This window comes from Citrobacter sp. wls708, assembly GCF_005281255.1.
GTDB lineage: Bacteria > Pseudomonadota > Gammaproteobacteria > Enterobacterales > Enterobacteriaceae > Citrobacter > Citrobacter werkmanii.
Genome location: NZ_SZXE01000023.1, coordinates 328,265 through 353,028 on the forward strand (window position 1 = coordinate 328,265; position 24,764 = coordinate 353,028).

22 protein-coding genes and 1 riboswitch are annotated in these 24,764 nt (G+C 53.3%); of the genes, 11 read left to right on the forward strand and 11 right to left on the reverse strand.

What is annotated here, in order from left to right; all coding sequences use genetic code 11:
* Together araA and araB are read right to left on the reverse strand one after the other, a co-directional pair.
* The gene (araA, locus tag FDW97_RS17135; protein ID WP_069324068.1) at positions 1 to 1,503 is read right to left on the reverse strand and encodes an L-arabinose isomerase; all 1,503 of its coding nucleotides are present in this window, start codon (positions 1,501 to 1,503) and stop codon (positions 1 to 3) included.
* A 10-nt stretch (positions 1,504 to 1,513) separates the two neighbouring features.
* Positions 1,514 to 3,223: a ribulokinase gene (gene araB, locus FDW97_RS17140; RefSeq protein WP_137351370.1), complete on the reverse strand. Its 1,710-nt coding sequence runs from the start codon at positions 3,221 to 3,223 to the stop codon at positions 1,514 to 1,516.
* A gap of 340 nt (positions 3,224 to 3,563) precedes the next feature.
* Here araB and araC point away from each other — a divergent pair, with 340 nt between their 5' ends.
* Positions 3,564 to 4,409, forward strand: a complete 846-nt coding sequence (araC, locus tag FDW97_RS17145; RefSeq protein WP_006686679.1) for an arabinose operon transcriptional regulator AraC — start codon at positions 3,564 to 3,566, stop codon at positions 4,407 to 4,409.
* A 119-nt stretch (positions 4,410 to 4,528) separates the two neighbouring features.
* Complete coding sequence (locus FDW97_RS17150; RefSeq protein ID WP_085048321.1) at positions 4,529 to 5,296, forward strand: DedA family protein; 768 nt, start codon at positions 4,529 to 4,531, stop codon at positions 5,294 to 5,296.
* 38 nt (positions 5,297 to 5,334) lie between these two features.
* Here FDW97_RS17150 and thiQ read toward each other — a convergent pair whose 3' ends face one another.
* The 4 genes from thiQ to sgrR all read right to left on the reverse strand — a co-directional run bounded on the left by thiQ (position 5,335) and on the right by sgrR (position 10,551).
* Complete coding sequence (gene thiQ, locus FDW97_RS17155) at positions 5,335 to 6,042, reverse strand: thiamine ABC transporter ATP-binding protein ThiQ (protein WP_085048320.1); 708 nt, start codon at positions 6,040 to 6,042, stop codon at positions 5,335 to 5,337.
* On the reverse strand, positions 6,026 to 7,636 hold the full coding sequence (gene thiP, locus FDW97_RS17160) for a thiamine/thiamine pyrophosphate ABC transporter permease ThiP (protein WP_038637161.1): 1,611 nt from the start codon (positions 7,634 to 7,636) through the stop codon (positions 6,026 to 6,028). The genes thiQ and thiP overlap by 17 nt, the downstream gene beginning before the upstream one ends.
* Positions 7,612 to 8,595: a thiamine ABC transporter substrate binding subunit gene (gene thiB, locus FDW97_RS17165; protein ID WP_069324065.1), complete on the reverse strand. Its 984-nt coding sequence runs from the start codon at positions 8,593 to 8,595 to the stop codon at positions 7,612 to 7,614. Before thiB ends, thiP begins: the two co-directional genes overlap by 25 nt.
* 30 nt (positions 8,596 to 8,625) lie before the next feature.
* Positions 8,626 to 8,848, reverse strand: a riboswitch (TPP riboswitch).
* 47 nt (positions 8,849 to 8,895) lie between these two features.
* The gene (sgrR, locus tag FDW97_RS17170) at positions 8,896 to 10,551 is read right to left on the reverse strand and encodes an HTH-type transcriptional regulator SgrR (RefSeq protein ID WP_137351371.1); all 1,656 of its coding nucleotides are present in this window, start codon (positions 10,549 to 10,551) and stop codon (positions 8,896 to 8,898) included.
* A gap of 99 nt (positions 10,552 to 10,650) precedes the next feature.
* Here sgrR and sgrT point away from each other — a divergent pair, with 99 nt between their 5' ends.
* Together sgrT and FDW97_RS17180 are read left to right on the forward strand one after the other, a co-directional pair.
* On the forward strand, positions 10,651 to 10,773 hold the full coding sequence (sgrT, locus tag FDW97_RS17175; RefSeq protein ID WP_016151681.1) for a glucose uptake inhibitor SgrT: 123 nt from the start codon (positions 10,651 to 10,653) through the stop codon (positions 10,771 to 10,773).
* Between the two features lie 115 nt (positions 10,774 to 10,888).
* The gene (locus tag FDW97_RS17180) at positions 10,889 to 12,067 is read left to right on the forward strand and encodes a sugar efflux transporter (RefSeq protein WP_085048318.1); all 1,179 of its coding nucleotides are present in this window, start codon (positions 10,889 to 10,891) and stop codon (positions 12,065 to 12,067) included.
* 51 nt (positions 12,068 to 12,118) lie between these two features.
* On the opposite strand, the gene leuD is transcribed toward FDW97_RS17180, so the two are convergent.
* The 5 genes from leuD to leuL all read right to left on the reverse strand — a co-directional run bounded on the left by leuD (position 12,119) and on the right by leuL (position 16,976).
* On the reverse strand, positions 12,119 to 12,724 hold the full coding sequence (gene leuD / locus FDW97_RS17185; protein ID WP_085048317.1) for a 3-isopropylmalate dehydratase small subunit: 606 nt from the start codon (positions 12,722 to 12,724) through the stop codon (positions 12,119 to 12,121).
* A 10-nt stretch (positions 12,725 to 12,734) separates the two neighbouring features.
* Positions 12,735 to 14,135: a 3-isopropylmalate dehydratase large subunit gene (gene leuC, locus FDW97_RS17190; RefSeq protein ID WP_038637175.1), complete on the reverse strand. Its 1,401-nt coding sequence runs from the start codon at positions 14,133 to 14,135 to the stop codon at positions 12,735 to 12,737.
* A gap of 2 nt (positions 14,136 to 14,137) precedes the next feature.
* Complete coding sequence (gene leuB / locus FDW97_RS17195) at positions 14,138 to 15,229, reverse strand: 3-isopropylmalate dehydrogenase (RefSeq protein ID WP_137351372.1); 1,092 nt, start codon at positions 15,227 to 15,229, stop codon at positions 14,138 to 14,140.
* A complete protein-coding gene (leuA, locus tag FDW97_RS17200) occupies positions 15,229 to 16,800 on the reverse strand; it encodes a 2-isopropylmalate synthase (protein ID WP_137351373.1) in 1,572 nt (523 codons plus the stop codon). Before leuA ends, leuB begins: the two co-directional genes overlap by 1 nt.
* 89 nt (positions 16,801 to 16,889) lie before the next feature.
* Positions 16,890 to 16,976 (reverse strand): leu operon leader peptide, encoded by an 87-nt coding sequence (leuL, locus tag FDW97_RS17205; RefSeq protein ID WP_048998978.1) that lies wholly within the window; start codon positions 16,974 to 16,976, stop codon positions 16,890 to 16,892.
* A gap of 654 nt (positions 16,977 to 17,630) precedes the next feature.
* Between leuL and leuO the strand changes: the two genes are divergently transcribed.
* The 7 genes from leuO (at position 17,631) to ftsL (ending at position 24,751) form a co-directional block, all read left to right on the forward strand.
* Positions 17,631 to 18,578: a transcriptional regulator LeuO gene (leuO, locus tag FDW97_RS17210; RefSeq protein ID WP_038637183.1), complete on the forward strand. Its 948-nt coding sequence runs from the start codon at positions 17,631 to 17,633 to the stop codon at positions 18,576 to 18,578.
* A 318-nt stretch (positions 18,579 to 18,896) separates the two neighbouring features.
* Entirely contained in the window at positions 18,897 to 20,621 is a 1,725-nt protein-coding gene (ilvI, locus tag FDW97_RS17215) for an acetolactate synthase 3 large subunit (RefSeq protein ID WP_071888094.1), read from the forward strand.
* A 2-nt stretch (positions 20,622 to 20,623) separates the two neighbouring features.
* Entirely contained in the window at positions 20,624 to 21,115 is a 492-nt protein-coding gene (gene ilvN / locus FDW97_RS17220) for an acetolactate synthase small subunit (RefSeq protein ID WP_003829566.1), read from the forward strand.
* 254 nt (positions 21,116 to 21,369) lie between these two features.
* The gene (cra, locus tag FDW97_RS17225) at positions 21,370 to 22,374 is read left to right on the forward strand and encodes a catabolite repressor/activator (protein WP_038637189.1); all 1,005 of its coding nucleotides are present in this window, start codon (positions 21,370 to 21,372) and stop codon (positions 22,372 to 22,374) included.
* 613 nt (positions 22,375 to 22,987) lie between these two features.
* On the forward strand, positions 22,988 to 23,446 hold the full coding sequence (gene mraZ / locus FDW97_RS17230; protein WP_038637194.1) for a division/cell wall cluster transcriptional repressor MraZ: 459 nt from the start codon (positions 22,988 to 22,990) through the stop codon (positions 23,444 to 23,446).
* Between the two features lies 1 nt (position 23,447).
* Positions 23,448 to 24,389, forward strand: coding sequence for a 16S rRNA (cytosine(1402)-N(4))-methyltransferase RsmH (gene rsmH, locus FDW97_RS17235; protein WP_042312345.1), 942 nt, complete (start codon positions 23,448 to 23,450; stop codon positions 24,387 to 24,389).
* Complete coding sequence (gene ftsL, locus FDW97_RS17240; RefSeq protein WP_006686695.1) at positions 24,386 to 24,751, forward strand: cell division protein FtsL; 366 nt, start codon at positions 24,386 to 24,388, stop codon at positions 24,749 to 24,751. The genes rsmH and ftsL overlap by 4 nt, the downstream gene beginning before the upstream one ends.
* Positions 24,752 to 24,764: the final 13 nt, after the last annotated feature.

Genomic DNA, 24,764 nt, shown 5'->3' on the forward strand with positions numbered 1-24,764 from the left:
TTAACGTTTGAACCCGTAATACACTTCGTTCCAGCGCAGCGCGTCCTTAAAGGCCGGCAGACGGGTCTCGTTATCGATCACTGCGATCTCGATATCGTGCATTTCAGCGAACTGGCGCATATCGTTCAGATCCAGCGCATGGCTGAAGACGGTGTGGTGCGCGCCGCCGGCAAGGATCCAGGCCTCAGATGCGGTTGGTAGATCCGGCTGGGCCTTCCACAATGCGTTAGCCACCGGCAGTTTCGGCAGGTCGTGCGGCGTTTGCACCGTGTCGATGCAGTTAACCAGCAGGCGATAACGATCGCCGAGATCGATCAGGCTGGCGACCACTGCCGGGCCGGTTTTGGTGTTGAAGATCAGACGGGCAGGATCGTCTTTACCGCCAATGCCGAGGTGCTGAACGTCGAGGATCGGTTTCTCTTCCACAGCGATTGACGGGCACACTTCCAGCATGTGTGAGCCGAGCACCAGATCGTTGCCTTTCTCGAAGTGGTAGGTGTAATCCTCCATAAATGAGGTGCCGCCCTGCAGACCGGTTGACATCACCTTCATGATGCGAAGCAGAGCGGCGGTTTTCCAGTCGCCTTCGCCCGCAAAGCCGTAGCCTTGCTGCATCAGACGCTGTACGGCCAGACCCGGAAGTTGTTTCAGGCCGTGCAAATCTTCAAATGTCGTCGTGAAGGCGTGGAATCCGCCCTGCTCAAGGAAGCGCTTCATTCCCAGTTCAATTCGGGCGGCTTCCAGTACGTTCTGACGTTTCTCACCATGGACTTGTGTGGCCGCCGTCATGGTGTAGGTGCTTTCATACTCGTCGATCAGCGCGTTGATTTCGCCGTCACTAATTGCGTTCACTACCTGCACCAGGTCGCCCACGGCCCAGGTATTTACCGAGAAGCCGAATTTGATCTGTGCGGCAACCTTATCGCCGTCAGTGACCGCTACTTCACGCATGTTGTCGCCAAAACGGCAGACTTTCAGATGGCGGGTATCCTGTTTGGACACCGCCTGGCGCATCCAGGAGCCAATACGCTCGTGCGCCTGCTTATCCTGCCAATGGCCGGTGACCACGGCGTGCTGCTGACGCATACGCGCACCGATGAAGCCGAATTCGCGACCGCCGTGTGCGGTCTGGTTCAGGTTCATAAAGTCCATATCAATGCTGTCCCACGGCAGGGCGGCGTTGAATTGGGTGTGGAACTGCATCAGCGGCTTATTGAGGATAGTCAGACCGTTAATCCACATTTTGGCTGGAGAGAAGGTGTGCAGCCAGACCACCAGACCTGCGCAGCGATCGTCATAGTTGGCATCACGACAGATAGCGGTAATTTCGTCAGGTGAAGTACCCAGCGGTTTTAACACCAGTTTGCAGGGCAGGTTAGCTTCCGTATTCAGTGCGTTAACAACGTGCTCGGCATGTTGGGTTACCTGACGCAGGGTTTCCGGGCCATACAAGTGCTGGCTACCAATCACAAACCACACTTCATAGTTATTAAAAATTGTCATTGTCGTGTCCTTAATGAGTCAGGGTTGCCAGGTCTACCGGGGCTTGTTGCGCCGGAGCGGCAGTCGGAAGGTATTGTTGTTCAGCGCTTACCGCCCACTGCTGGTAGCGGCGGTAAAGTTGTTCAAAACGTTGAGCCTGTTCTGGACGAGGTTGCATCGTCTTTTCTACTGCGCTCGCCATGTGTTGCTGGGCGGCTGGAATGTCTGCATGGACCTGCGCGGCAACGGCGGCGAAGATAGCCGCACCGAGCGCGCAGCACTGGTCTGAAGCGACAATCTGCAGCGGACGGTTTAGCACGTCGCAGCAGGCCTGCATGATGACCGGGTTTTTACGCGCGATACCGCCGAGCGCCATGACGTTGTTAACCGCAATGCCTTGTTCGGTGAAGCATTCCATGATGGCGCGCGCGCCAAAGGCCGTGGCGGCGATCAGACCACCGAACAGCGCTGGCGCATCGGTTGCCAGATTCAGGTCGGTAATGACGCCTTTCAGACGCTGGTTGGCATTCGGCGTACGACGACCATTAAACCAGTCGAGCACCACCGGCAGGTGATCCAGCGACGGATTTTTCGCCCAGGCTTCGGTGAGCGTTGGCAGCAGCTGTTTTTGGCTGGCTTTAATCTGGGTTTTCAGTTCCGGGTGCTGCGCGGCAAGCTGTTCCAGCGGCCAGCTCAACACGCGGCTAAACCAGGCATAGATGTCGCCGAAAGCAGATTGCCCCGCTTCCAGACCGATAAAATGCGGCACCACGCTGCCATCAACCTGCCCGCAAATGCCTTTCACCGCGCGTTCGCCAACGCTGTGTTTATCGGCAATCAGAATGTCGCAGGTAGACGTGCCGATGACTTTCACCAGCGTATTGGGCTGTGCGCCTGCGCCGACCGCGCCCATATGGCAGTCAAAAGCGCCGCCTGAAATCACCACGCTTTCCGATAGACCCAGGCGCTGCGCCCACTCGGCACACAGAGTGCCAACCGGCAGGTCCGCCGTGAAGGTGTCGCTAAACATTGGGTATTGCAGATGGCGGTTGAGGATGGGGTCGAGTTCGTCAAAGAAACTGGCTGGCGGCAGCCCCCCCCAGCTTTCATGCCACAGGGATTTATGCCCGGCGCTGCAGCGACCGCGACGAATATCCTGGGGGCGCACAGTATTGGAGAGCAGGGCCGGAACCCAGTCACACAGCTCAATCCATGAGACCGCCGCCTCGGCGACCGCGTGGTCCTGGCGAGTCACGTGCAGGATTTTTGCCCAGAACCATTCGCTGGAATAAATACCGCCAATATAGCGGGAGTAATCGATCTTGCCTGGCGTGTGGCACAGGCGAGTAATTTCTTCGGCTTCTTCTACCGCAGTGTGATCTTTCCACAGAACAAACATCGCATTCGGGTTTTCCGCGAACTCCGGGCGCAGCGCCAGTACGTTGCCGTCGGCATCGATAGGCGCCGGGGTTGAGCCGGTACTGTCAACGCCAATCCCGACCACTTCTGCGCGTTGTTCCGCGCTCAGTTCGGCGAGTACGGTTTTCAGCGCCGCTTCCATGGATTCAATGTAGTCGCGCGGATGATGGCGAAACTGGTTGTTTGGGCCGTCGCAAAACTGCCCTTCCTGCCAACGTGGGTACCACTCAACGCTGGTGGCGATTTCTTCACCAGTGGCACATTCCACCGCCAAAGCGCGTACCGAATCACTACCAAAATCGAGGCCAATTGCAATCGCCATCGTCTTACTCCATCCAAAAATACGGGTATGGATAAACAGTAGTGACCAGGGATAAAAACCGTCAGGCAGGATTCGCTAATCTTATGGACTAAAATGCTGTGGCATCACAAAGTGTGACGCCGTGCAAATAATCAATGTGGACATTTCTGCCGTAGTTATAGACACTTTTGTTAGCCGATTTTGACGTTGGCGTGGTACATGTTTTTTACAAATTGCTTTTCACAAGCGGGGTTGATGGTCCATTACCGCAAACAACTGTGGCCCGCCGGGACGACGGCGATGATGTCTGGCGTAATATGGACAAATTGTTTCTTAGCAGAACCCAGGGAGTATTGAAATTATGGCTGAAACGCAAAACGATCCCCTCCTGCCGGGCTATTCGTTTAACGCACATTTGGTGGCTGGATTGACCCCCATTGAGGCGAACGGATACCTGGATTTTTTTATCGACCGGCCGCTGGGGATGAAAGGCTATATCCTCAATCTCACTATTCGTGGGGAAGGGGTCATTAATAATCAGGGCAAGCAGTTTGTCTGTCGACCTGGCGATATTTTGCTGTTTCCGCCTGGCGAAATTCACCACTACGGACGCCATCCTGACGCCAGCGAGTGGTATCACCAGTGGGTCTACTTCCGGCCACGCGCTTACTGGCAGGAGTGGCTGGCCTGGCCGGCCATTTTTGCCCAGACCGGTTTCTTTCGCCCTGATGAAGCGCATCAACCGCATTTCAACGAACTGTTTGGGCAGATCATCAATGCCGGGCAGGGAGAGGGACGCTATTCCGAACTGCTGGCGATTAATTTGCTGGAGCAATTGTTACTCCGACGTATGGAAGCCATTAATGAGTCGCTGCACCCGCCAATGGACAACCGCGTTCGTGATGCCTGTCAGTACATTAGCGATCATCTGGCGGACAGCAATTTTGATATTGCCAGCGTCGCACAGCACGTCTGCCTGTCGCCTTCCCGTTTGTCACACCTGTTCCGCCAGCAATTGGGCATCAGCGTATTAAGCTGGCGTGAGGATCAGCGAATCAGTCAGGCGAAGCTACTGCTGAGTACCACACGAATGCCTATCGCCACGGTGGGTCGCAACGTCGGCTTTGATGACCAGCTCTATTTCTCTCGCGTTTTCAAAAAATGTACCGGCGCCAGTCCGAGCGAGTTCCGTGCTGGATGTGAATAAAAAGTGAATGATGTGTCCTGAAAGTTGTCATAACTGGCAATCTATTCAGACAATTGATGGCTTGACGAAGTTGAGAAGGGTTATCAAAATCCCTGCTTCGTAAATCTGACGGACACATTATGCAAGCATTGCTGGAACACTTTATCCTCCAGTCCGCCCTGTACTCTCTGATCGCCGTACTTTTGGTGGCCTTTTTGGAGTCTCTGGCGCTGGTTGGTCTGATTCTGCCTGGCACCGTGATGATGGCGGGGCTGGGGGCGCTGATTGGCAGTGGCGAACTGAATTTCTGGCATGCCTGGCTTGCGGGTATCGTTGGTTGCCTGTTGGGGGATTGGATCTCCTTCTGGTTGGGCTGGCGCTTTAAAAAGCCGCTGCACCGTTGGTCGTTCATGAAAAAGAACAAGGCGCTGCTGGATAAAACCGAGCATGCGCTGCATCAGCACAGCATGTTTACCATTCTGGTGGGCCGTTTTGTCGGCCCAACGCGTCCGCTGGTGCCGATGGTGGCGGGTATGCTGGATCTGCCTGTCGCAAAATTTATAGTCCCGAATATTATTGGCTGCGTGCTGTGGCCGCCGTTCTATTTCCTGCCGGGTATTTTGGCGGGCGCGGCAATCGATATTCCTTCCGATATGCAGAGCGGAGATTTCAAATGGCTGCTGCTGGCGACGGCGTTGCTGCTGTGGGTTGGAGGCTGGTTATGCTGGCGGCTGTGGCGCAGCGGCAAAGCGGCAGTCGATCGTTTAACTGCGTATTTCCCCCGCAGCCGTTTACTGTATCTGGCGCCGTTGACGCTCGGGATCGGCGTGGTCGCGCTGGCGGCGCTGTTGCGTCACCCGCTGATGCCGGTGTATATCGATATTCTGCGCAAAGTTGTGGGTTACTAACGATTCCCTTGCCGGATGACGGCTTCGCCTTATCCGGCCTACGAAATATGAGGCTTGATGCCTAACAGCGCTGAGGCGCTGGCTTGACCGCTTAGTAGCTCGTCTGTTTTGCCTTGCCACGCAATGCGTCCGTCGGCGACCACGATTGACCGGGGCGCAATTCGCGCCGCATCTTCGACGCTGTGGGAAACCATCAGCAGCGTAAGCTGCTTATCACGGCAGACCTCGGCGACCAGGGTTAACATCTCCTGACGCAGCGCGGGATCGAGCGCAGAGAACGGTTCATCGAGCAGCAATATGGGTTGCTCGCGCACCAGACAACGCGCCAGCGCCACACGTTGTCGCTGGCCGCCGGAAAGCTCACCGGGGAGTCGCTCCAGCAGTGAATCGAGCCCCATTTGCCGGGCGATGTTGTGCATTTTCTCCCGCTGAAGCGCGTTCAGTTTTAAACCCGGATCAAGACCCAGGCCGATGTTTTGCCACACGCTCAGATGGCTGAACAGATTGTTTTCCTGAAACAGCATGGAAACGGGACGACGCGAAGGGGGCGTTGCGGTGTGATCTTCACCTTCAATCATCATTGTGCCGCTGGCAGGCGCAAGAAAGCCGGCAATCAGATTCAATAGCGTACTTTTCCCGGCGCCGCTGGGTCCGAGTATTGCGACCTGCTCACCGCGCGAGACCGACAACGTAAAGCGCATGGGCAAATGGTGGTAAAGCCATGTGATATCAATCAGTTTTAACATTTCTACCCGGCAATTTCTCAATAACGGTAAACAGCGTAAAACACAGGATCAGCAGCAAGAGCGCCGTAACCGCGCCATCCTGACTGCGATAAGATCCAATCTGCTGATATAGATAAAACGGCAAGGTGCGGAAATCCTCATTGCCAAATAACGCCACCACGCCAAAATCGCCAATCGACAGTACGCAGGCAAAAGCCATCGCCTGCGCCAGCGGACGTTTCAGTGCCCGCAGTTCAACCACTTTCAGCCGCGACCATCCCTCAATTCCCAACGACTGGCACAACATACTGTAGCGTGCGGTCACGTCACGCATTGGGTTTTCCAGTACCTTCAGCGCATAAGGGATCGCCATCAGCGCGTTGGTGAAAATCACAATGCCGTCGGCGGATTCGGGGAGACCAACTGTGTTATTGAGCAGCAGAAAGAAGCCGGTTGCCAACACGATGCCCGGCATGGCGAGGATCATCATGCCGCTAAGCTCCAGTACCTGGCCTGCCAGCACCTGCTGTCGGGCGCGCAGTTCGCGACTGCTCCATAACAGCATCATGGTGAGTATCACGCACAATGCCCCTGCCGCCAGCGCGATGCGCAGTGAAGTTCCCAACGCCTGCCACAGAACCGGCTGCATAAGCACATCCAGAACCTGGCGGTTAAGACCATCGACAATCACTGCCAACAGCGGCGGCAGCAACAGCAACAGGGCCAGGAAAATCAGCAACGAGTCTGCCAGACGGCTGTGCAGACGATCGTCGGGATCGCGCCAGCCCTGAACCAGCGTGGTGCCGGGCGCAATAGCGCGGCTCAGGCGTTGACTGAGGAGCACCAGCGCTAAACAACACAGCATCTGGATCAACGCCAGCATAGCGGCACGGGCGGGATCGTAATCGAAATTCAGCGCCTGATAGATGGCCAGTTCAATGGTGGTGGCCTGCGGCCCGCCACCCAGCGACAAAACGGTGGCGAAGCTGGCGAAGCACAGCATAAAGATGAGCGCGGCGACGGGAAGGATCTGACGGCGTAACCATGGCCATTCGACAAAGCGGAAGAAATGCCAGCCGCGAATACCCAACTGAGCGGCTAACTGTCGCTGTTCACCGGGAATATTTTCCAGCGACTGCAACAGCAGACGGCTGGCCATCGGCAGATTGAAAAAAACGTGCGCCAGCAGAATACCCTGCAAACCGTACGGCGAAAACGTCCACTCCAGCCCGAATATCTGCCAGAGTGAGGCTAACCAGCCCTGACGGCCATACACGCTGAGAATGCCAAAGACCGCGACCAACACCGGCAGGATTAACGTCATCGCGCACAGGCGTAGCAGCGCCAGACGTCCGGGGAAACGGCGGCGATAAAGTGCTCTGGCAAGGAAAATTGCCGGGACAACCGACAACACTGCGGATAAAAAAGCCTGCCAGAAAGAAAAACGCACCACGTGCCACAGGTAGTCGTCTCGCCACAGCGAGAGCCATTCTCCTTGTGGGGCGTTAAACCATAGCGCCAGAAACGCGGCCAGGGCTACTGCGACCATCAGCGTGGCGGCAGAAAGCCCTGGAACCAGCCAGCCGGGAATTAGCGGCTGACGGCGCGTTGCCATTCGCTAATCCATGTCTGACGCTGAGCCGCAACCTGCTGCGGGGTAAATTCCAGCGCGGTGGCCGGTTTCTTCAGTTGCTCAAATCCTGATGGGAGAGCAACCTGCGTCACCGGATACATCCAGTTGCCGGTCGGAATGGCATTCTGGAATGCCGGAGAAACCATAAACTTGAGGAACTTCTCAGCCAGTTCCGGCTGCTTGCTGGCCGCGGTGCGGGCGGCGACTTCCACCTGCAAATAGTGACCTTCACTAAAGTTGGCGGCGGCGTAGTTATCTTTTTTCTCGTCAATGATGTGATAGGCCGGAGAGGTGGTGTAGCTCAGTACCAGATCGCTTTCACCTTTCAGGAACAGGCCGTAGGCTTCGCTCCAGCCCTTGGTGACGGTGACGGTTTTGGCTGCCAGTTTCTGCCACGCCTCCGGTGCTTTGTCGCCATAGACTTTTTGCATCCATAACAGCAGGCCCAGCCCCGGCGTGCTGGTGCGTGGATCCTGATAAATGACGCGCCATTTCTGATCGCTTTCGACCAGTTCTTTCAGGCTCTTTGGCGGATTTTTCAGCTTGTTTTTATCATAGACAAAAGCGAAGTAGCCGTAATCAAACGGGACAAAGGTGTCATTTTTCCAGCCGCCGGGTACGTCAACGGCGTCGTTTGCGACATTGCTCTTGGCGAACAGTTTGGTTTGCGTGGCGGCTTCCAGCAGGTTGTTATCCAGTCCCAGCACGACGTCGGCTTTGCTGTTTTTTCCTTCCATGCGCAGGCGGTTAAGCAGCGAGACGCCATCTTCCAACGCGACCAGCTTTAGTTCGCAGTTGCAGTCAGCTTCAAAGGCTTTTTTGATTGTCGGGCCAGGCCCCCAGTCCGCAGCGAACGAATCGTAGGTATAGACGGTCAGTACCGGTTTGGCGAAGGCAGGCGCTGCGCACAGCAGTAAAAGCGGAAGACATTTTTTAAACACTTTGCACCTCAAGAGTTGGGTGGCAAAGGACTTGAGATAAGCCTCAAATCCCTTCGCCGGCATTATCCGGATCAGGTTCGACGGGTATCTCTCAGCCCATACACTTCATCATTCACGCTGCCTCTGTGTTGGCTGCGCTCGCTCACCCCAGTCACATAGTTATCTATGCTCCTGGGGATTCACTCGCTTGCCGCCTTGAGGCATCATGAATGATTTTGTGTATGTTTTTTATTTAGCACCCCGTTGAGAACGGCGTTAGTGTAGTGATTTTGTTGCCGGGCAGCAATTAAGAGCTGGCTCTTAGGGATCTGGCGGCGCAAACCATGCCGATTTAAAATCAAACCAGCCGAGGGTATTCATGCGTAGCCCGCGCATACTGCGCTGGCCCTGAATGATCAGCCAGTGGTGGATCAACGGCACAATAGCCTTTGTGGCGAGCAGCTGTTGGCACCATGCCGCCAGGCTCATTTCACCGGTTCGCCAGCGGGCCGCATCGTTTTCCCAGTCGCGCGAGATACAGTTTTGCAGCAGCGGGACTTCGCACAAATGCGCGAACAGCGAGAAATCCAGCGGGAGGGTAAAGTTGGCGCTGTTGAGCCAGATATCACTGACTATTTCACCTGTATGCCACTGATCGTAGTCGATCTCTTGAATGTTTAGCTGTACCTGATGCTGCGCCAGCAACGTTTTCATGATCTGCGCGATAATCCGATGTTCGATGTGATCGCGATAGTAAGTGAGCGTTAGCGTTTCCAGCCCGGCCGGTTTTTCACCATGCCCGGGTTTGGCGTGGTGCCAGCGGGGGAGTAACCCATAGGCGGGAAACCACAGCCTCTGGTACTGTTCGTCGGCGTGACAGATTAAATTGGTTGGCGAGAGAACGCGGCTTGCCCACTCGCGAACCTCCTGATTAGCACCACGATGGGTGCGTGTATCAAACAGCAGGTAGTAGCATCCCTCTTCGAGGCGGCTTTCAATCGCCTTTTCATCCTCCGTGGGGCCTTTTAGCGTCAGGCCGCCGCCCGGCTCTTCGCCGATATCCGGCAGCACCCAGACGTTAACTTCGTCGATCAGTGCCCGGTAGCCGAAGTAATCATCAAATGCGCGAATTTTCAGTTGGTTATTAGTATTGCGCATCACGGCATATGGGCCGGTGCCAATCGGATGGCTGGAAAAGTTATTTAGCGTTTCCCATTCTCGCGGCAGAATCATGGCGGGGACTTGCCCCAGTAGCCAGGGAAGCCAGCGGTCCGGTTGGGCAAGATGGATATCCAGCGTCCAGGCGGTGGGCGAGACGATTTGCGTAATGTGCGAATACAGCGGCAGCGCGTTGATGCGCTGTAGCGAAGTAATGACATCCTCCATTTCCAGCTCACGGCCATGATGAAAATGGATCCCCGGGCGCAGGAAGAATCGCCAGTGTAAAGGCGAAATCTGCTGCCAATGATGCGCAATGTCGGCTTCCAGTTCCCCATTTTCCTCATTTACCAGAATTAAGGAACTGAAGATTTGTCGGGCAATATGGGTTTCGGAGCGGCGTAACGCCGTGCCGGGGAGCAGATTGCGCATAGGGCGATAATAGAGGACGCGCATGATGTGCCGCCCCTGGCGAAAACTGCGTCCCAGGTGGGAAACCAGCATTTGTCTGACGGCCGTTTTATCACCGACCAGTTGCACCAGTTGATCGATACGATCCTGTTCCAGCAGGTCTTCTGCCCGCTGCTGCTGGAGCGCCAGCCCGGTATAGAGAAATGTCAGGCGCGAGCGTTTACCCCGCCCAACTTCGGCTTCCCACGTTAACCAGCCGCGATCCTGCATGGTATTAAGCAGGGTGCGCATATGACGGCGCGAGCAGCTCAGCAGCTCCGCCAGTTCGTTTAGCGTCGTGTCTTGCGTTTTGCCGTCACAGCATTGCCACAGACGGATGAACTGTTGTTGCAAACGACCAGAAGACATAAAAGGGGAACTCCTGCGGAAAACTCAGCAATTTTATTATCCCTATATTAAGCCAATAATAGATTCCGATGAAGCGATGAGACAACGAAGGGGTCATCTATGCGTCAGTTCTGGTTGAAGTACTTTACTGCGACGGAAAAATCGTCCTGGTTGGCTTGCCTGAGCGCACCGCAGCGCTTAAAGATGCTTGAAGAACTGATGCAGTGGGAGGTGACAGCCTGACCTCCGAATTGCGAGTTGCAGACATCATGTGTGACTGAGTATTGGTGTTAATCGCCGCGCCAGCAGGTATTATCTGCTGGCTTTTTTCGTTTCAGCTGCGCTTAAAAGGAAAGATATGCTCTGGATTATGACCATGGGACGGCGCCTTAACGGCGTTTACGCGGCATTTATGCTGGTCGCTTTTATGATGGGTGTGGCCGGGGCGTTGCAGGCCCCCACGCTGAGCCTGTTTCTGAGCCGTGAAGTCGGGGCGCAGCCATTTTGGGTCGGGCTGTTTTATACCGTCAACGCTATTGCCGGGATCGGGGTCAGCCTTGGTCTGGCGAAACGATCCGACAGTCAGGGCGATCGGCGAAAACTGATCATGTTCTGTTGTCTGATGGCAATCGGCAACGCGCTGCTGTTTGCCTTTAATCGCCACTATCTCACGCTGATCACCTGCGGTGTGCTGCTGGCTTCGCTGGCAAATACCGCCATGCCGCAGCTGTTTGCGCTGGCGCGGGAATATGCCGATAGCTCGGCGCGTGAAGTGGTAATGTTTAGCTCGGTGATGCGTGCGCAGCTTTCGTTGGCGTGGGTGATTGGGCCGCCGCTGGCTTTTATGCTGGCGCTGAATTACGGCTTCACGGCGATGTTTTCCATTGCCGCAGGCATTTTTGCCATTAGCCTGGTGCTGATCGCGCTGATACTGCCATCTGTGGCTCGGGTGGAGCAACCTGTCGATGTGCCGCTGGAACAGGCCAGCGGTTGGCAGGACAAAAATGTACGCATGCTGTTTATTGCCTCTACGCTGATGTGGACCTGCAACACCATGTACATCATTGATATGCCGCTGTGGATTAGCCTTGAGCTGGGCTTGCCGGACAAGCTGGCCGGGATCCTGATGGGCACCGCGGCCGGGCTGGAAATTCCGGCGATGATTCTGGCGGGCTACTACGTGAAACGCTTTGGTAAGCGGCGCATGATGATCGCGGCCGTGGCGGCGGGTGTACTGTTTTATCTTGGTCTGATCTTCTTTCACAGCCGCACGGCGCTGCTGGTCCTGCAGCTGTTTAACGCGGTATTTATCGGCATTATCGCCGGGATAGGAATGCTGTGGTTTCAGGATCTGATGCCGGGGCGCGCGGGATCGGCGACCACATTGTTTACTAACAGTATTTCAACGGGCGTGATTCTGGCGGGAGTGATTCAGGGAGCGGTGGCGCAAAGCTACGGGCATTTTGCCGTTTACTGGGTGATTGCGGCGATTTCGGTGGTCACGCTGGTGATGACCGGGCGGGTGAAGGATGTTTGATTTATAAAGTGCCGGATGGCGGCGTAACGGCCTGATCCGGCACAACAATGACTAGCGCATAAACGCGGGCTGCCTGTCTTCGTATTCGGTGATGGCGGCTTCGTGCTGCAGCGTCAGCCCGATGCTGTCCAGACCGTTCAGCATGCAGTGGCGACGGAAGTCGTCGATCTTAAAGCTGTAGGACTTATCGCCCGCTTTGACGACCTGCGCCACCAGATCCACTTCAAATGTAATCCCCGGATTGGCTTTCACCAGGGTAAACATTTCATCGACCTGCGCGTCGCTCAGGGTTACCGGCAGCAGTTGGTTGTTGAAACTGTTGCCGTAGAAGATGTCGGCGAAGCTTGGTGCGATCACTACTTTAAAGCCGTAGTCGGTCAGCGCCCACGGCGCATGTTCACGTGAAGAGCCGCAGCCAAAGTTTTCCCGCGCCAGCAGAATCGACGCGCCTTTATATTCCGGAAAGTTCAGCACAAACTCTGGATTTGGCTGTTGACCCTTTTCGTCCAGGAAACGCCAGTCGTTAAACAGATGGGCGCCAAAACCGGTGCGTGTGACCTTCTGCAAAAACTGTTTCGGGATAATTGCATCGGTATCGACGTTGGCGGCATCCAGTGGGACAACCAGGCCGGTATGCTGGGTAAATTTCTCTGCCATGGTAGTTTCCTTATTTGATGCTGCGAATGTCGGCGAAGTGGCCGGTAACGGCGGCGGCGGCGGCCATCGCCGGGCTGACTAAATGCGTGCGGCCACCGCGGCCCTGACGACCTTCAAAGTTACGGTTGCTGGTGGATGCGCAGCGCTCGCCTGGGTTCAGGCGGTCATTATTCATGGCCAGGCACATGGAACAGCCCGGTAAGCGCCATTCAAATCCTGCTTCGATAAAGATCTTGTCCAGACCTTCCGCTTCCGCCTGCGCTTTCACCGGACCAGAACCCGGCACCACCAGTGCCTGTACGCCCGGCGCGACTTTGCGCCCTTTGGCGATTTCCGCCGCGGCGCGTAAATCTTCAATGCGCGAGTTGGTGCAGGAACCGATAAAGACTTTATCGATAGCCACTTCTGTTAACGGAATGCCCGGTTTCAGCCCCATATACGCCAGCGCTTTTTCCGCCGATGCGCGCTCAACGGGATCGGTAAATGATGCTGGATCGGGAATATTATCGTTCACCGAGATCACCTGACCCGGATTCGTTCCCCAGGTTACCTGCGGCGCGATCTCTTCTGCTTGCAGAGTGACGACGGTATCAAACGTTGCGCCGTCGTCGGTTTGCAGCGTTTTCCAGTACTCAACCGCGTGGGCAAAATCCTCGCCCTTCGGTGCGTGTAAACGACCTTGCACATAGTTAAAGGTGGTTTCATCCGGTGCGACCAGACCCGCTTTGGCCCCCATTTCAATGGCCATGTTACACAGGGTCATGCGGCCTTCCATGCTCAGCGCACGGATGGCTTCGCCGCAAAATTCAACCACGTGCCCGGTACCGCCCGCGCTACCGGTTTTACCGATAATCGCCAGCACGATATCTTTCGCCGTGATGCCCGGCGCGGCCTGGCCGTTGACTTCAATCTTCATGGTTTTGGCGCGACCCTGTTTCAGGGTTTGCGTTGCCAGCACGTGTTCAACTTCTGAAGTGCCAATACCGAACGCCAGCGCGCCGAATGCGCCGTGGGTGGCGGTGTGGGAGTCGCCACAGACGATGGTCATTCCCGGCAAGGTCACGCCTTGCTCAGGCCCCATCACGTGGACAATACCCTGATACGGGTGATTCAGGTCGTACAGTTCAACGCCAAATTCATTGCAGTTTTTGATCAGTTCCTGCATCTGAATACGCGCCATTTCGCCGGAGGCGTTAATGTCTTTGGTCTGCGTTGAGACGTTGTGGTCCATGGTGGCGAAGGTTTTACCCGGCTGGCGCACCTGACGGCCATGCGCGCGCAGACCATCAAACGCCTGCGGGGAGGTGACTTCATGCACCAGATGGCGGTCGATATACAGCAGCGGGGTTTCGTTTTGCGCCTCAAAGACTACGTGCGCATCAAATAATTTTTCGTATAACGTTTTGGCCATGATTACACCCCTTCTGCGACGTAACGGGCAATGATGTCGCCCATTTCATCGGTACCGACTGCGGCAGCGCCACGGGCCAAATCACCAGTGCGAATGCCTTCTTCTAATGCGCGGTTAATGGCGCTCTCAATTGCGGTTGCCGCATCGTTGGCATCCAGGCTGTAGCGCAGCAGCAGCGCCAGCGACAGGATCTGGGCGATAGGGTTAGCAATGTTTTTCCCGGCGATATCCGGGGCGGAGCCGCCAGCAGGCTCGTACAGACCAAAACCTTGCTCGTTCAGGCTGGCGGATGGCAACATCCCCATTGAACCGGTGATCATGGCGCACTCGTCAGACAGAATGTCGCCAAACAGGTTGGAGCACAGCAGGACGTCGAACTGGGAAGGATCTTTGATCAACTGCATTGTCGCGTTGTCGATGTACATATGCGCCAGTTCAACGTCCGGGTATTCATTGGCAATTTCATTGACGATTTCACGCCACAGAATAGAGGTTTGCAGCACGTTAGCTTTATCAATCGACGTGACTTTACGGCGACGCTGGCGAGCTGACTCAAACGCGATACGGGCAATACGTTCGATCTCGAAACGGTGATATACCTCGGTATCAAATGCTTTTTCATGTTGCCCGCTGCCTTCGCGGCCTTTTGGCTGACCGAAGTAGATCCCGCCGGTCAGTTCACGCACGCACAGGATGTCGAAACCGTTAGCGGCGATATCGGCGCGCAGAGGACAAAACGTTTCCAGCCCCTGGTACAGCTTTGCCGGACGCAGGTTGCTGAATAATTTGAAGTGCTTACGCAATGGCAGCAGCGCACCGCGTTCAGGCTGCTGGTTTGGCGGCAGGTTTTCCCATTTCGGACCGCCAACGGAGCCAAACAGAATGGCGTCAGCTTGCTCACAGCCTTCAACCGTAGCCGGCGGCAGCGGCTGACCGTGGTTATCAATGGCGGCGCCACCCACGTCGTAGTGGCTGGTGGTAATGCGCATGTTAAAACGGTGGCGAATTGCGTCCAGTACTTTCAAGGCTTGCGCCATCACTTCCGGGCCAATACCGTCACCCGGCAAAACAGCAATATGGTAATTCTTCGACATCACACGGTTTCCTTGTTGTTCTCGTTGTTCTGAGCTTTGCGTTGCAATTCTTTTTCGACTTCTTCGGCGCGCCAGATATTGTTCAGCACATGGATCATCGCTTTTGCGGAAGACTCGACGATATCCGTTGCCAGACCGACGCCGTGGAAGCGGCGACCGTTATAGTTGGCGACGATATCCACCTGACCCAGCGCATCTTTACCGTGCCCTTTGGCGGTCAGGCTGTATTTCACCAGTTCGACGTTGTATTCCGTCACGCGGTTGATGGCCTGATAAATGGCATCAACCGGGCCGTTACCGTTCGCCGCTTCGGCTTTGACGTCTTCACCGCAGGCCAGCTTGACGGAGGCAGTAGCAATGTCATTTGAGCCGGATTGCACGCTGAAGTAATCCAGACGGAAATGTTCTGGCTCTTCCTGCTGTTTGTTAATAAAGGCCAGCGCTTCCAGGTCGTAATCAAATACCTGACCTTTTTTATCCGCCAGCTTCAGGAAAGCGTCGTACAGGTTGTCCAGATTATATTCACTCTCTTTATAGCCCATCTCATCCATGCGGTGTTTCACCGCGGCGCGTCCGGAACGGGAGGTCAGGTTCAACTGTACCTGATTCAGGCCGATGGATTCAGGCGTCATGATTTCGTAGTTTTCACGGTTTTTCAGTACGCCGTCCTGATGAATGCCGGAGGAGTGAGCAAAGGCGCCGCTACCGACAATCGCTTTGTTAGCCGGAATGGGCATGTTACAGATTTGGCTCACTAACTGGCTGGTACGCCAGATCTCCTGATGATTAATGCGGGTCTGTACGTTCAGGATATCTTTGCGCACTTTGATCGCCATGATCACTTCTTCCAGGGAGCAGTTACCAGCGCGTTCGCCGATACCGTTCATCGCGCCTTCCACCTGGCGCGCTCCGGCGTGAACGGCAGCCAGCGCGTTGCCGACTCCCAGGCCTAAATCATCATGGGTGTGTACGGAGATGATGGCTTTATCGATATTCGGTACGCGTTCATACAGACCGGAAATGATTGCGCCAAATTCGAAAGGCATGGTGTAACCGACGGTATCGGGAATATTGATGGTTTTGGCACCCGCATTAATGGCGGCTTCTACTACACGAGCCAGGTCTGCGATAGGAGTACGGCCAGCGTCTTCGCAGGAGAATTCCACGTCATCCGTGTAATTACGCGCTCGCTTAACCATATAGACAGCTCGCTCGATCACCTCATCCAGCGTGCTGCGTAATTTTGTTGCGATATGCATCGGCGAGGTGGCGATAAACGTATGAATGCGGAAAGCTTCAGCGACCTTCAGGGATTCAGCTGCAACATCGATATCTTTTTCAACGCAGCGCGCTAAGGCGCAAACACGGCTGTTCTTAACCTGACGAGCAATGGTCTGTACTGATTCAAAGTCACCTGGTGAAGAGACCGGGAAACCCACTTCCATCACGTCAACGCCCATGCGCTCAAGGGCCAGCGCAATCTGCAGTTTTTCTTTCACACTCAGGCTTGCCTGTAACGCCTGTTCTCCGTCGCGTAAGGTGGTATCGAAAATAATGACTTGCTGGCTCATGGTTTAGGTCCTTGGTCTTTAGGGCGCCTTGCTTCGAGCATAAAAAAACCCGCGCAACGGCGCGGGTTTCTGTCTTAACTGGAGCTGACTTAATGCTGAATGTCGTCCACCAGTCTACCGCGCAACGAAGATGCGTTTAGTAGTAGTAGACCGTTGAAACGAGCAATGTAAGTCATCAATTAAGCTCCAGGCGAATGCGATATGCTTTTAGTGGTACTGGATATGAACTCCGATGTCAACCCCATCCCTTGTAAATGCCCCTGCAGCAGATAAAAGTTTAGGCAAAACTTAAGCGAATTGTGCTGAATTTGTTGGCGTATATAAAATTAATCTGCTGATGCTTGTACATAATTTTCATGGTTTGAAATATTTAAGCATATTTATTCGCATTTATTGTAACGGTTCGTTGAAGTCGATGGCGCGATTAAGATTTTATATCTTTATGATTTGTCTGTTTTTATAGCAATACTGAATAGGTCGGGGCACAGCGGAAGGACATGATTGATAAATTAATGTTAACTTTTAATGTATTAATAATATAAACATTTAATTAAAACTTAAATATACATTCATGATGTGTATGATTGTATATTCGCCATGCTTATGGTTATATTGTTTTTGAAATTTAAACATATGAATCATCGTGCAGTGACCTCTGCCACACTGCGCTCGCATTGCTGTTTTGTTCATTTAGGTTTGTACCTTTATGTTTTCCTAATTTTAATGTTTTTCCTTTTTCTTATTTTATATGCATGGTAAATCATATTAGCGGAGGTTATTTCTTTACTCCGTCTGGGAAAAGGGAGTTTAGAGTGACAGTGGAGTTAACTATGCCAGAAGTAAAAATAATAGATAAACCCAATCTTTTAGAGCCAGGAAAACCGCAACTTCGCATGGTTGACCTTAATCTTTTAACCGTTTTTGATGCGGTAATGCAGGAACAGAATATTACCCGCGCTGCGCATACCCTGGGGATGTCGCAACCAGCGGTCAGTAATGCGGTAGCGCGCCTCAAGGTCATGTTTAATGATGAGCTTTTTGTTCGTTATGGTCGGGGGATCCAGCCGACAGCAAGAGCTTTCCAGCTATTTGGTTCCATTCGTCAGGCATTGCAATTAGTGCAAAACGAACTGCCTGGATCGGGTTTTGAACCAGCCAGCAGTGAACGTGTTTTCAATCTCTGCGTATGCAGCCCATTAGATAATATCCTGACATCGTTGATTTATAATCGGGTTGAACAGGTCGCGCCAAACATTAATGTCATATTTAAGTCTTCACTTAATCAAAATACCGAGCATCAGCTGCGTTATCAGGAAACAGAGTTTGTTATTAGCTATGAAGAATTTCGTCGTCCAGAATTCTCAAGTATTCCGTTATTCAATGATGAAATGGTATTAGTGGTAAGCAAAAAGCATCCGCGCATTAGTGGTCCATTATTGGAAAACGATGTTTATAATGAGCAACACGCGGTGGTTTCGCTGGATCGCTTCGCATCTTTCAGTCAGCCGTGGTATGACACGCCGGATAAACAATCCTGCGTCGCTTACCAGGGCATGGCATTAATTAGCGTTCTTAATATTGTGTCGCAAACGCATCTGGTCGCTATTGCGCCACGTTGGTTGGCAGAAGAGTTCGCTGATTCTTTAGAACTTCAGATATTACCTTTACCTTTAAAATTGAACAGCCGTACATGTTATCTTTCCTGGCATGAAGCTGCAGGCCGGGATAAAGGACATCAATGGATGGAAGAGCTGTTAGTCTCCATCTGTAAGCAATAGCATTCAGCAGAACAAGCCGGATAATACATCTGGTTTGTTCTGCTTTTTTATTTGTATGTAAAATTTTATGCTGAAATCCACTTTCCAGGATTAGCTAACAGTGTAAAAAAATAGAGTAATAGCTGTAAGTCCCCCTTTTTAAGCGATTATTTATCATATCATTTACTTATCCTGGTTTAATTCTCCATTAAATCGACGCTTTCCTCCGTTTTATTCTTATTTGCTCTGAGGCTACTCCAGCGGAGTCAATTGCCATGCGTCATCGTCAGCGGTTAATGTGTTGTTAAACCGTTATTCATTATAAGAGTGAGGCAAGCCATGGAGATGTTGTCTGGAGCCGAGATGGTCGTCCGATCGCTCATCGATCAGGGTGTAAAGCAGGTATTCGGTTATCCCGGGGGGGCCGTCCTCGATATTTATGATGCGTTGCATACGGTCGGTGGTATTGATCATGTGCTGGTTCGTCATGAGCAGGCCGCGGTACACATGGCTGATGGCCTTGCGCGCGCCACGGGGGAGGTGGGCGTCGTATTAGTCACTTCAGGCCCCGGCGCTACCAACGCGATTACTGGGATTGCAACGGCTTACATGGATTCCATTCCGCTGGTGATCCTCTCCGGGCAGGTCGCAACGTCGCTGATTGGCTACGATGCCTTCCAGGAGTGCGACATGGTGGGCATATCCCGCCCGGTGGTGAAGCACAGCTTTCTGGTCAAACAAACAGAAGACATCCCACAGGTGCTAAAAAAGGCCTTCTGGTTGGCGGCAAGCGGTCGTCCGGGGCCTGTTGTGGTCGATTTGCCGAAGGATATTCTGAATCCCGCCAGGAAACTGCCTTACAGCTGGCCGGAGTCGGTGAGTATGCGTTCGTATAATCCGACGACTACCGGACATAAAGGGCAGATAAAACGCGCTCTGCAGACGTTAGTCGCGGCTAAAAAACCAGTTGTGTACGTGGGTGGTGGCGCCGTTAATGCCGCCTGCCATGAGCAGTTGTGCCAGATCGCTGAAGCTCTTAATCTGCCTGTTGTTTCCTCGCTGATGGGGTTAGGCGCGTTTCCGGCAACACATCGCCAGGCTTTGGGAATGCTGGGCATGCATGGAACTTACGAAGCAAACATGACCATGCATCATTCCGATGTGATCTTTGCCGTCGGCGTGCGCTTTGACGATCGAACAACCAATAATCTGGCAAAATATTGTCCAAATGCGACCGTGCTGCATATCGACATCGATCCGACCTCTATTTCGAAAACCGTCACTGCGGATATTCCGATTGTCGGCGATGCTCGTCTGGTACTTGATCAGATGCTCGAACTGCTGGAGCAGGAGAAATCTCAGCAGCCGCTGGATGATAACCGTGACTGGTGGCAACAGATTGAACACTGGCGCGCCCGGCAGTGCCTGAAATATGACACGCAAAGTGAAAGCATTAAGCCACAGGCGGTGATTGAAACCATCTGGCGTCTGACGAAAGGGGATGCGTATGTGACCTCTGACGTTGGTCAGCATCAGATGTTTGCCGCACTCTACTACCCGTTCGATAAACCACGCCGTTGGATTAACTCTGGCGGCCTCGGCACCATGGGATTTGGTTTACCTGCGGCGCTAGGCGTAAAAATGGCATTGCCTGAGGAAACGGTGGTGTGCGTGACCGGGGATGGCAGCATTCAGATGAACATCCAGGAACTGTCGACGGCGCTGCAGTACGAGCTGCCGGTACTGGTACTCAACCTGAACAACCGCTATCTCGGCATGGTCAAACAGTGGCAGGACATGATCTACTCCGGACGTCATTCACAATCTTATATGCAGTCGCTGCCCGATTTTGTGCGCCTTGCCGAGGCTTATGGGCATATTGGTATCCAGATTAACCATCCTGAAGAACTGGAAAGCAAACTGAGTGAAGCGCTGGAGCATGTGCGCAACCGTCGTCTGGTGTTTGTCGATGTCACCGTTGATGGCAGCGAGCATGTCTACCCGATGCAGATTCGTGGGGGCGGTATGGATGAAATGTGGTTAAGCAAAACGGAGAGGACCTGATTATGCGCCGGATATTATCGGTATTGCTGGAAAACGAGTCGGGTGCCTTGTCGCGTGTGATAGGCCTTTTCGCCCAGCGTGGATACAATATTGAAAGCCTGACCGTCGCGCCCACTGACGATCCAACCTTATCGCGAATGACGATTCAAACGGTAGGGGATGAAAAAGTCCTGGAGCAGATCGAAAAGCAGCTACATAAACTGGTGGATGTTCTGCGCGTGAGCGAACTGGGGCAGGGCGCCCATGTTGAACGCGAGATCATGTTGGTGAAAATCCAGGCCAGCGGCTATGGTCGGGAGGAGGTGAAACGCAACACGGAGATTTTCCGCGGGCAAATCATCGACGTCACGCCGTCCATCTACACCGTACAGTTGGCGGGCACCAGTGATAAGCTGGATGCGTTCCTGGCAACATTACGTGAAGTCGCCAAAATTGTAGAGGTAGCCCGTTCTGGCGTGGTGGGGCTTTCTCGCGGCGATAAAATCATGCGCTAATAGTCGACTGTAGGCCTGATAAGCACAGCGCCCTCAGGCATCATCGCGGAGGCCATGCCGGATGACGGTGTAAACGCCTTATCCGGCATGGAGGGTTTTCGCTGATGCTATCTGTTGCGCTTTTTTTTGCGAAATCAGCAGTAACCAGAGACAAAAGCGGTTGCCGCAGTCATTATTCTGCGCTTAGATGTTAAGAAACTTAACCCATGCCATCACAAAGGTTATGGTTTGTACATTTTACGCAAGGGGCAATTGTGAAACTGGATGAAATCGCTCGGTTGGCCGGCGTTTCGCGAACGACTGCAAGCTACGTTATTAATGGCAAAGCAAAGCAATATCGCGTAAGCGACAAAACGGTTGAAAAAGTCATGGCGGTGGTGCGTGAGCATAATTACCACCCGAATGCCGTGGCGGCCGGGTTGCGTGCTGGACGCACACGCTCTATCGGGCTGGTGATCCCGGATCTTGAGAACACAAGCTATACCCGGATTGCAAACTATCTGGAGCGCCAGGCGCGTCAGCGCGGGTATCAACTGTTGATTGCCTGCTCTGAAGATCAGCCTGATAACGAAATGCGCTGTATTGAGCATCTTTTACAACGCCAGGTTGATGCCATCATTGTATCGACTTCCTTGCCGCCAGAACATCCGTTCTATCAGCGTTGGGCAAACAGTTCATTCCCGATTGTGGCGCTGGACCGTGCGCTGGATCGCGAACATTTCACCAGCGTCGTGGGCGCGGACCAGGATGATGCGGAAATGCTGGCGCAGGAGTTACGTAAATTCCCTGCAGAAACCGTACTTTATCTGGGCGCGCTGCCTGAATTATCCGTCAGCTTCCTGCGTGAGCAGGGCTTCCGTACCGCGTGGAAAGACGATCCGCGTGACGTTCATTTCCTTTACGCCAACAGCTATGAGCGGGAAGCGGCCGCGCAGCTCTTTGATAAATGGCTGGAAACGCATCCCATGCCTCAGGCGCTTTTTACCACGTCGTTTGCTCTGTTGCAGGGGGTGATGGATGTGACCCTGCGTCGCGATGGGCAGTTGCCGTCTGATTTGGCGATAGCGACTTTTGGCGATCACGAACTGCTCGACTTCCTGCAGTGTCCGGTGCTCGCGGTGGCGCAACGCCATCGCGATGTAGCTGAACGCGTGCTGGAGATTGTGCTGGCAAGTCTGGATGAGCCGCGTAAACCCAAACCTGGGTTAACGCGTATACGGCGTAATCTGTACCGTCGCGGTATTCTGAGCCGTAACTAAGTTGCCTCATTTGGTGACGCCAACGGGATAAGCCTCTGACGTCATCAAATATTCTATTCTCAGAAATAACCTCATTATAATTAAGAATATTCTTTAGAATTATCTGAAATTGATTCTTGAATTATGCCGAATTAAAAATGCAACTCTCCATTTTTGGGTTATTGAAGCGTAAAGATGCGTTACGGTTGTATTATTTTGTTACATGCTTGTAGGGATTTGCCGAATTAACAAACACTTTGCTGCCCTATGGCGACAACCTCACGCTTACCTCGCTCCTGCACGGCATACAGACTGATTAACTGGTACTGTTATCTCGCTGCATATTGTCCTAAAATGCCGCTCGCGTCGCAAACTGACACTTTATATTTTCTTTTGATGATATTCGGTTGTTTTAAACAATCATGAGTTGTTGGATTTTTTTCTTACAAATATTCATGACGTTAATTTGCTTCGTTTGCTGTACGGAATTTGTTCAACGCTGATATTAGCTGTAAACAATGTGTTTTTTGCTCCGCTTAGCGCCGTGACTTGCTTGACAAGGTTTTCCTCCGCTCCGTAAACTCCTTTAAGTGGGATTTTGTGGGATAAAGTGGTAATCGGGGGTGAGACTGGCATGTTCCGGGGAGCAACGTTAGTTAATCTCGACAGTAAAGGGCGCTTATCGGTGCCCACCCGTTATCGGGATCAACTGCTCGAGTGCGCTACCGGTCAAATGGTTTGCACCATTGACATCCATCACCCGTGCCTGCTGCTGTACCCCCTGCCTGAATGGGAAATTATCGAGCAGAAGTTATCGCGTCTGTCGAGCATGAATCCAGTTGAGCGTCGCGTACAGCGCCTGTTGTTGGGGCATGCCAGCGAATGTCAGATGGATAGCGCTGGCCGATTATTGATAGCGCCGATTCTGCGGCAACACGCGGGGCTAACGAAAGAAGTGATGCTGGTTGGGCAGTTCAATAAGTTTGAGCTGTGGGATGAAACGACCTGGTATCAACAGGTCAAGGAAGATATCGACGCTGAGCAGTCTGTTACCGGCGCGCTGTCGGAACGATTGCAGGATTTGTCTCTATAAAATGATGGAAAATTATAAACATACAACGGTGTTGCTGGATGAAGCCGTCAACGGCCTGAATATTCGTCCAGACGGCATCTACATTGACGGGACATTTGGTCGCGGTGGTCATTCACGTCTGATCCTCTCCCAGCTTGGCGAAGAGGGACGTTTACTGGCTATCGATCGCGATCCGCAGGCTATTGCCGTTGCACAGACGATTACCGATCCCCGTTTCTCCATCGTTCATGGACCATTCTCTGCGCTGGCTGACTATGTCGCCGAGCGCGGACTTACCGGTAAGATCGACGGGATTCTTCTCGATCTTGGCGTTTCTTCCCCGCAGCTTGATGATGCGGAGCGCGGTTTCTCGTTTATGCGTGACGGTCCGTTGGATATGCGTATGGATCCAACACGCGGTCAGTCCGCAGCCGAATGGCTGCAAACCGCCGATGAAGCGGACATTGCCTGGGTGATTAAAACCTTTGGCGAGGAGCGCTTTGGTAAACGCATTGCTCGCGCCATCGTCGAGCGCAATCGCATCGAACCGATGACCCGCACCAAAGAGCTGGCGGAAGTGATTGCGGCGGCAATGCCGGTGAAAGACAAATTCAAACATCCCGCGACCCGTACCTTCCAGGCGGTGCGCATCTGGGTGAACAGTGAACTGGAGGAGATAGAGCAGGCGCTAAAAAGCTCGCTCAGCGTGCTGGCACCAGGTGGTCGCCTTTCGATTATCAGTTTCCATTCGCTTGAAGACCGTATTGTGAAACGCTTTATGCGCGAACAAAGCCGTGGTCCTCAGGTTCCGGCTGGAATACCGATGACGGAAGCGCAGATCAAAAAGCTGGGCGGCCGTGAGTTAAGAGCACTAGGCAAGATGATGCCGGGTGAAGAAGAGGTAGCTGAAAATCCTCGTGCCCGTAGTTCAGTTCTGCGTATTGCAGAGAGGACGAACGCATGATCAGCAGAGTGACAGAAGCCCTTAGCAAAGTTAAAGGATCGATAGGAAGCAACGAGCGCCATGCCTTGCCTGGCGTGATCGGTGACGATCTTTTGCGGTATGGGAAGCTGCCACTCTGCCTGTTCATTTGCATTATTTTGACGGCGGTTACCGTCGTGACAACCGCACACCATACGCGGTTACTGACCGCGCAGCGTGAGCAGCTGGTTCTGGAGCGAGATGCGTTGGATATCGAATGGCGCAACTTGATCCTTGAGGAGAACGCGCTCGGCGACCATAGCCGTGTTGAACGGATCGCAACGGAAAAGCTGCAAATGCAGCATGTTGATCCCTCACAAGAAAATATTGTAGTACAAAAATAAGGATAAACGCGAC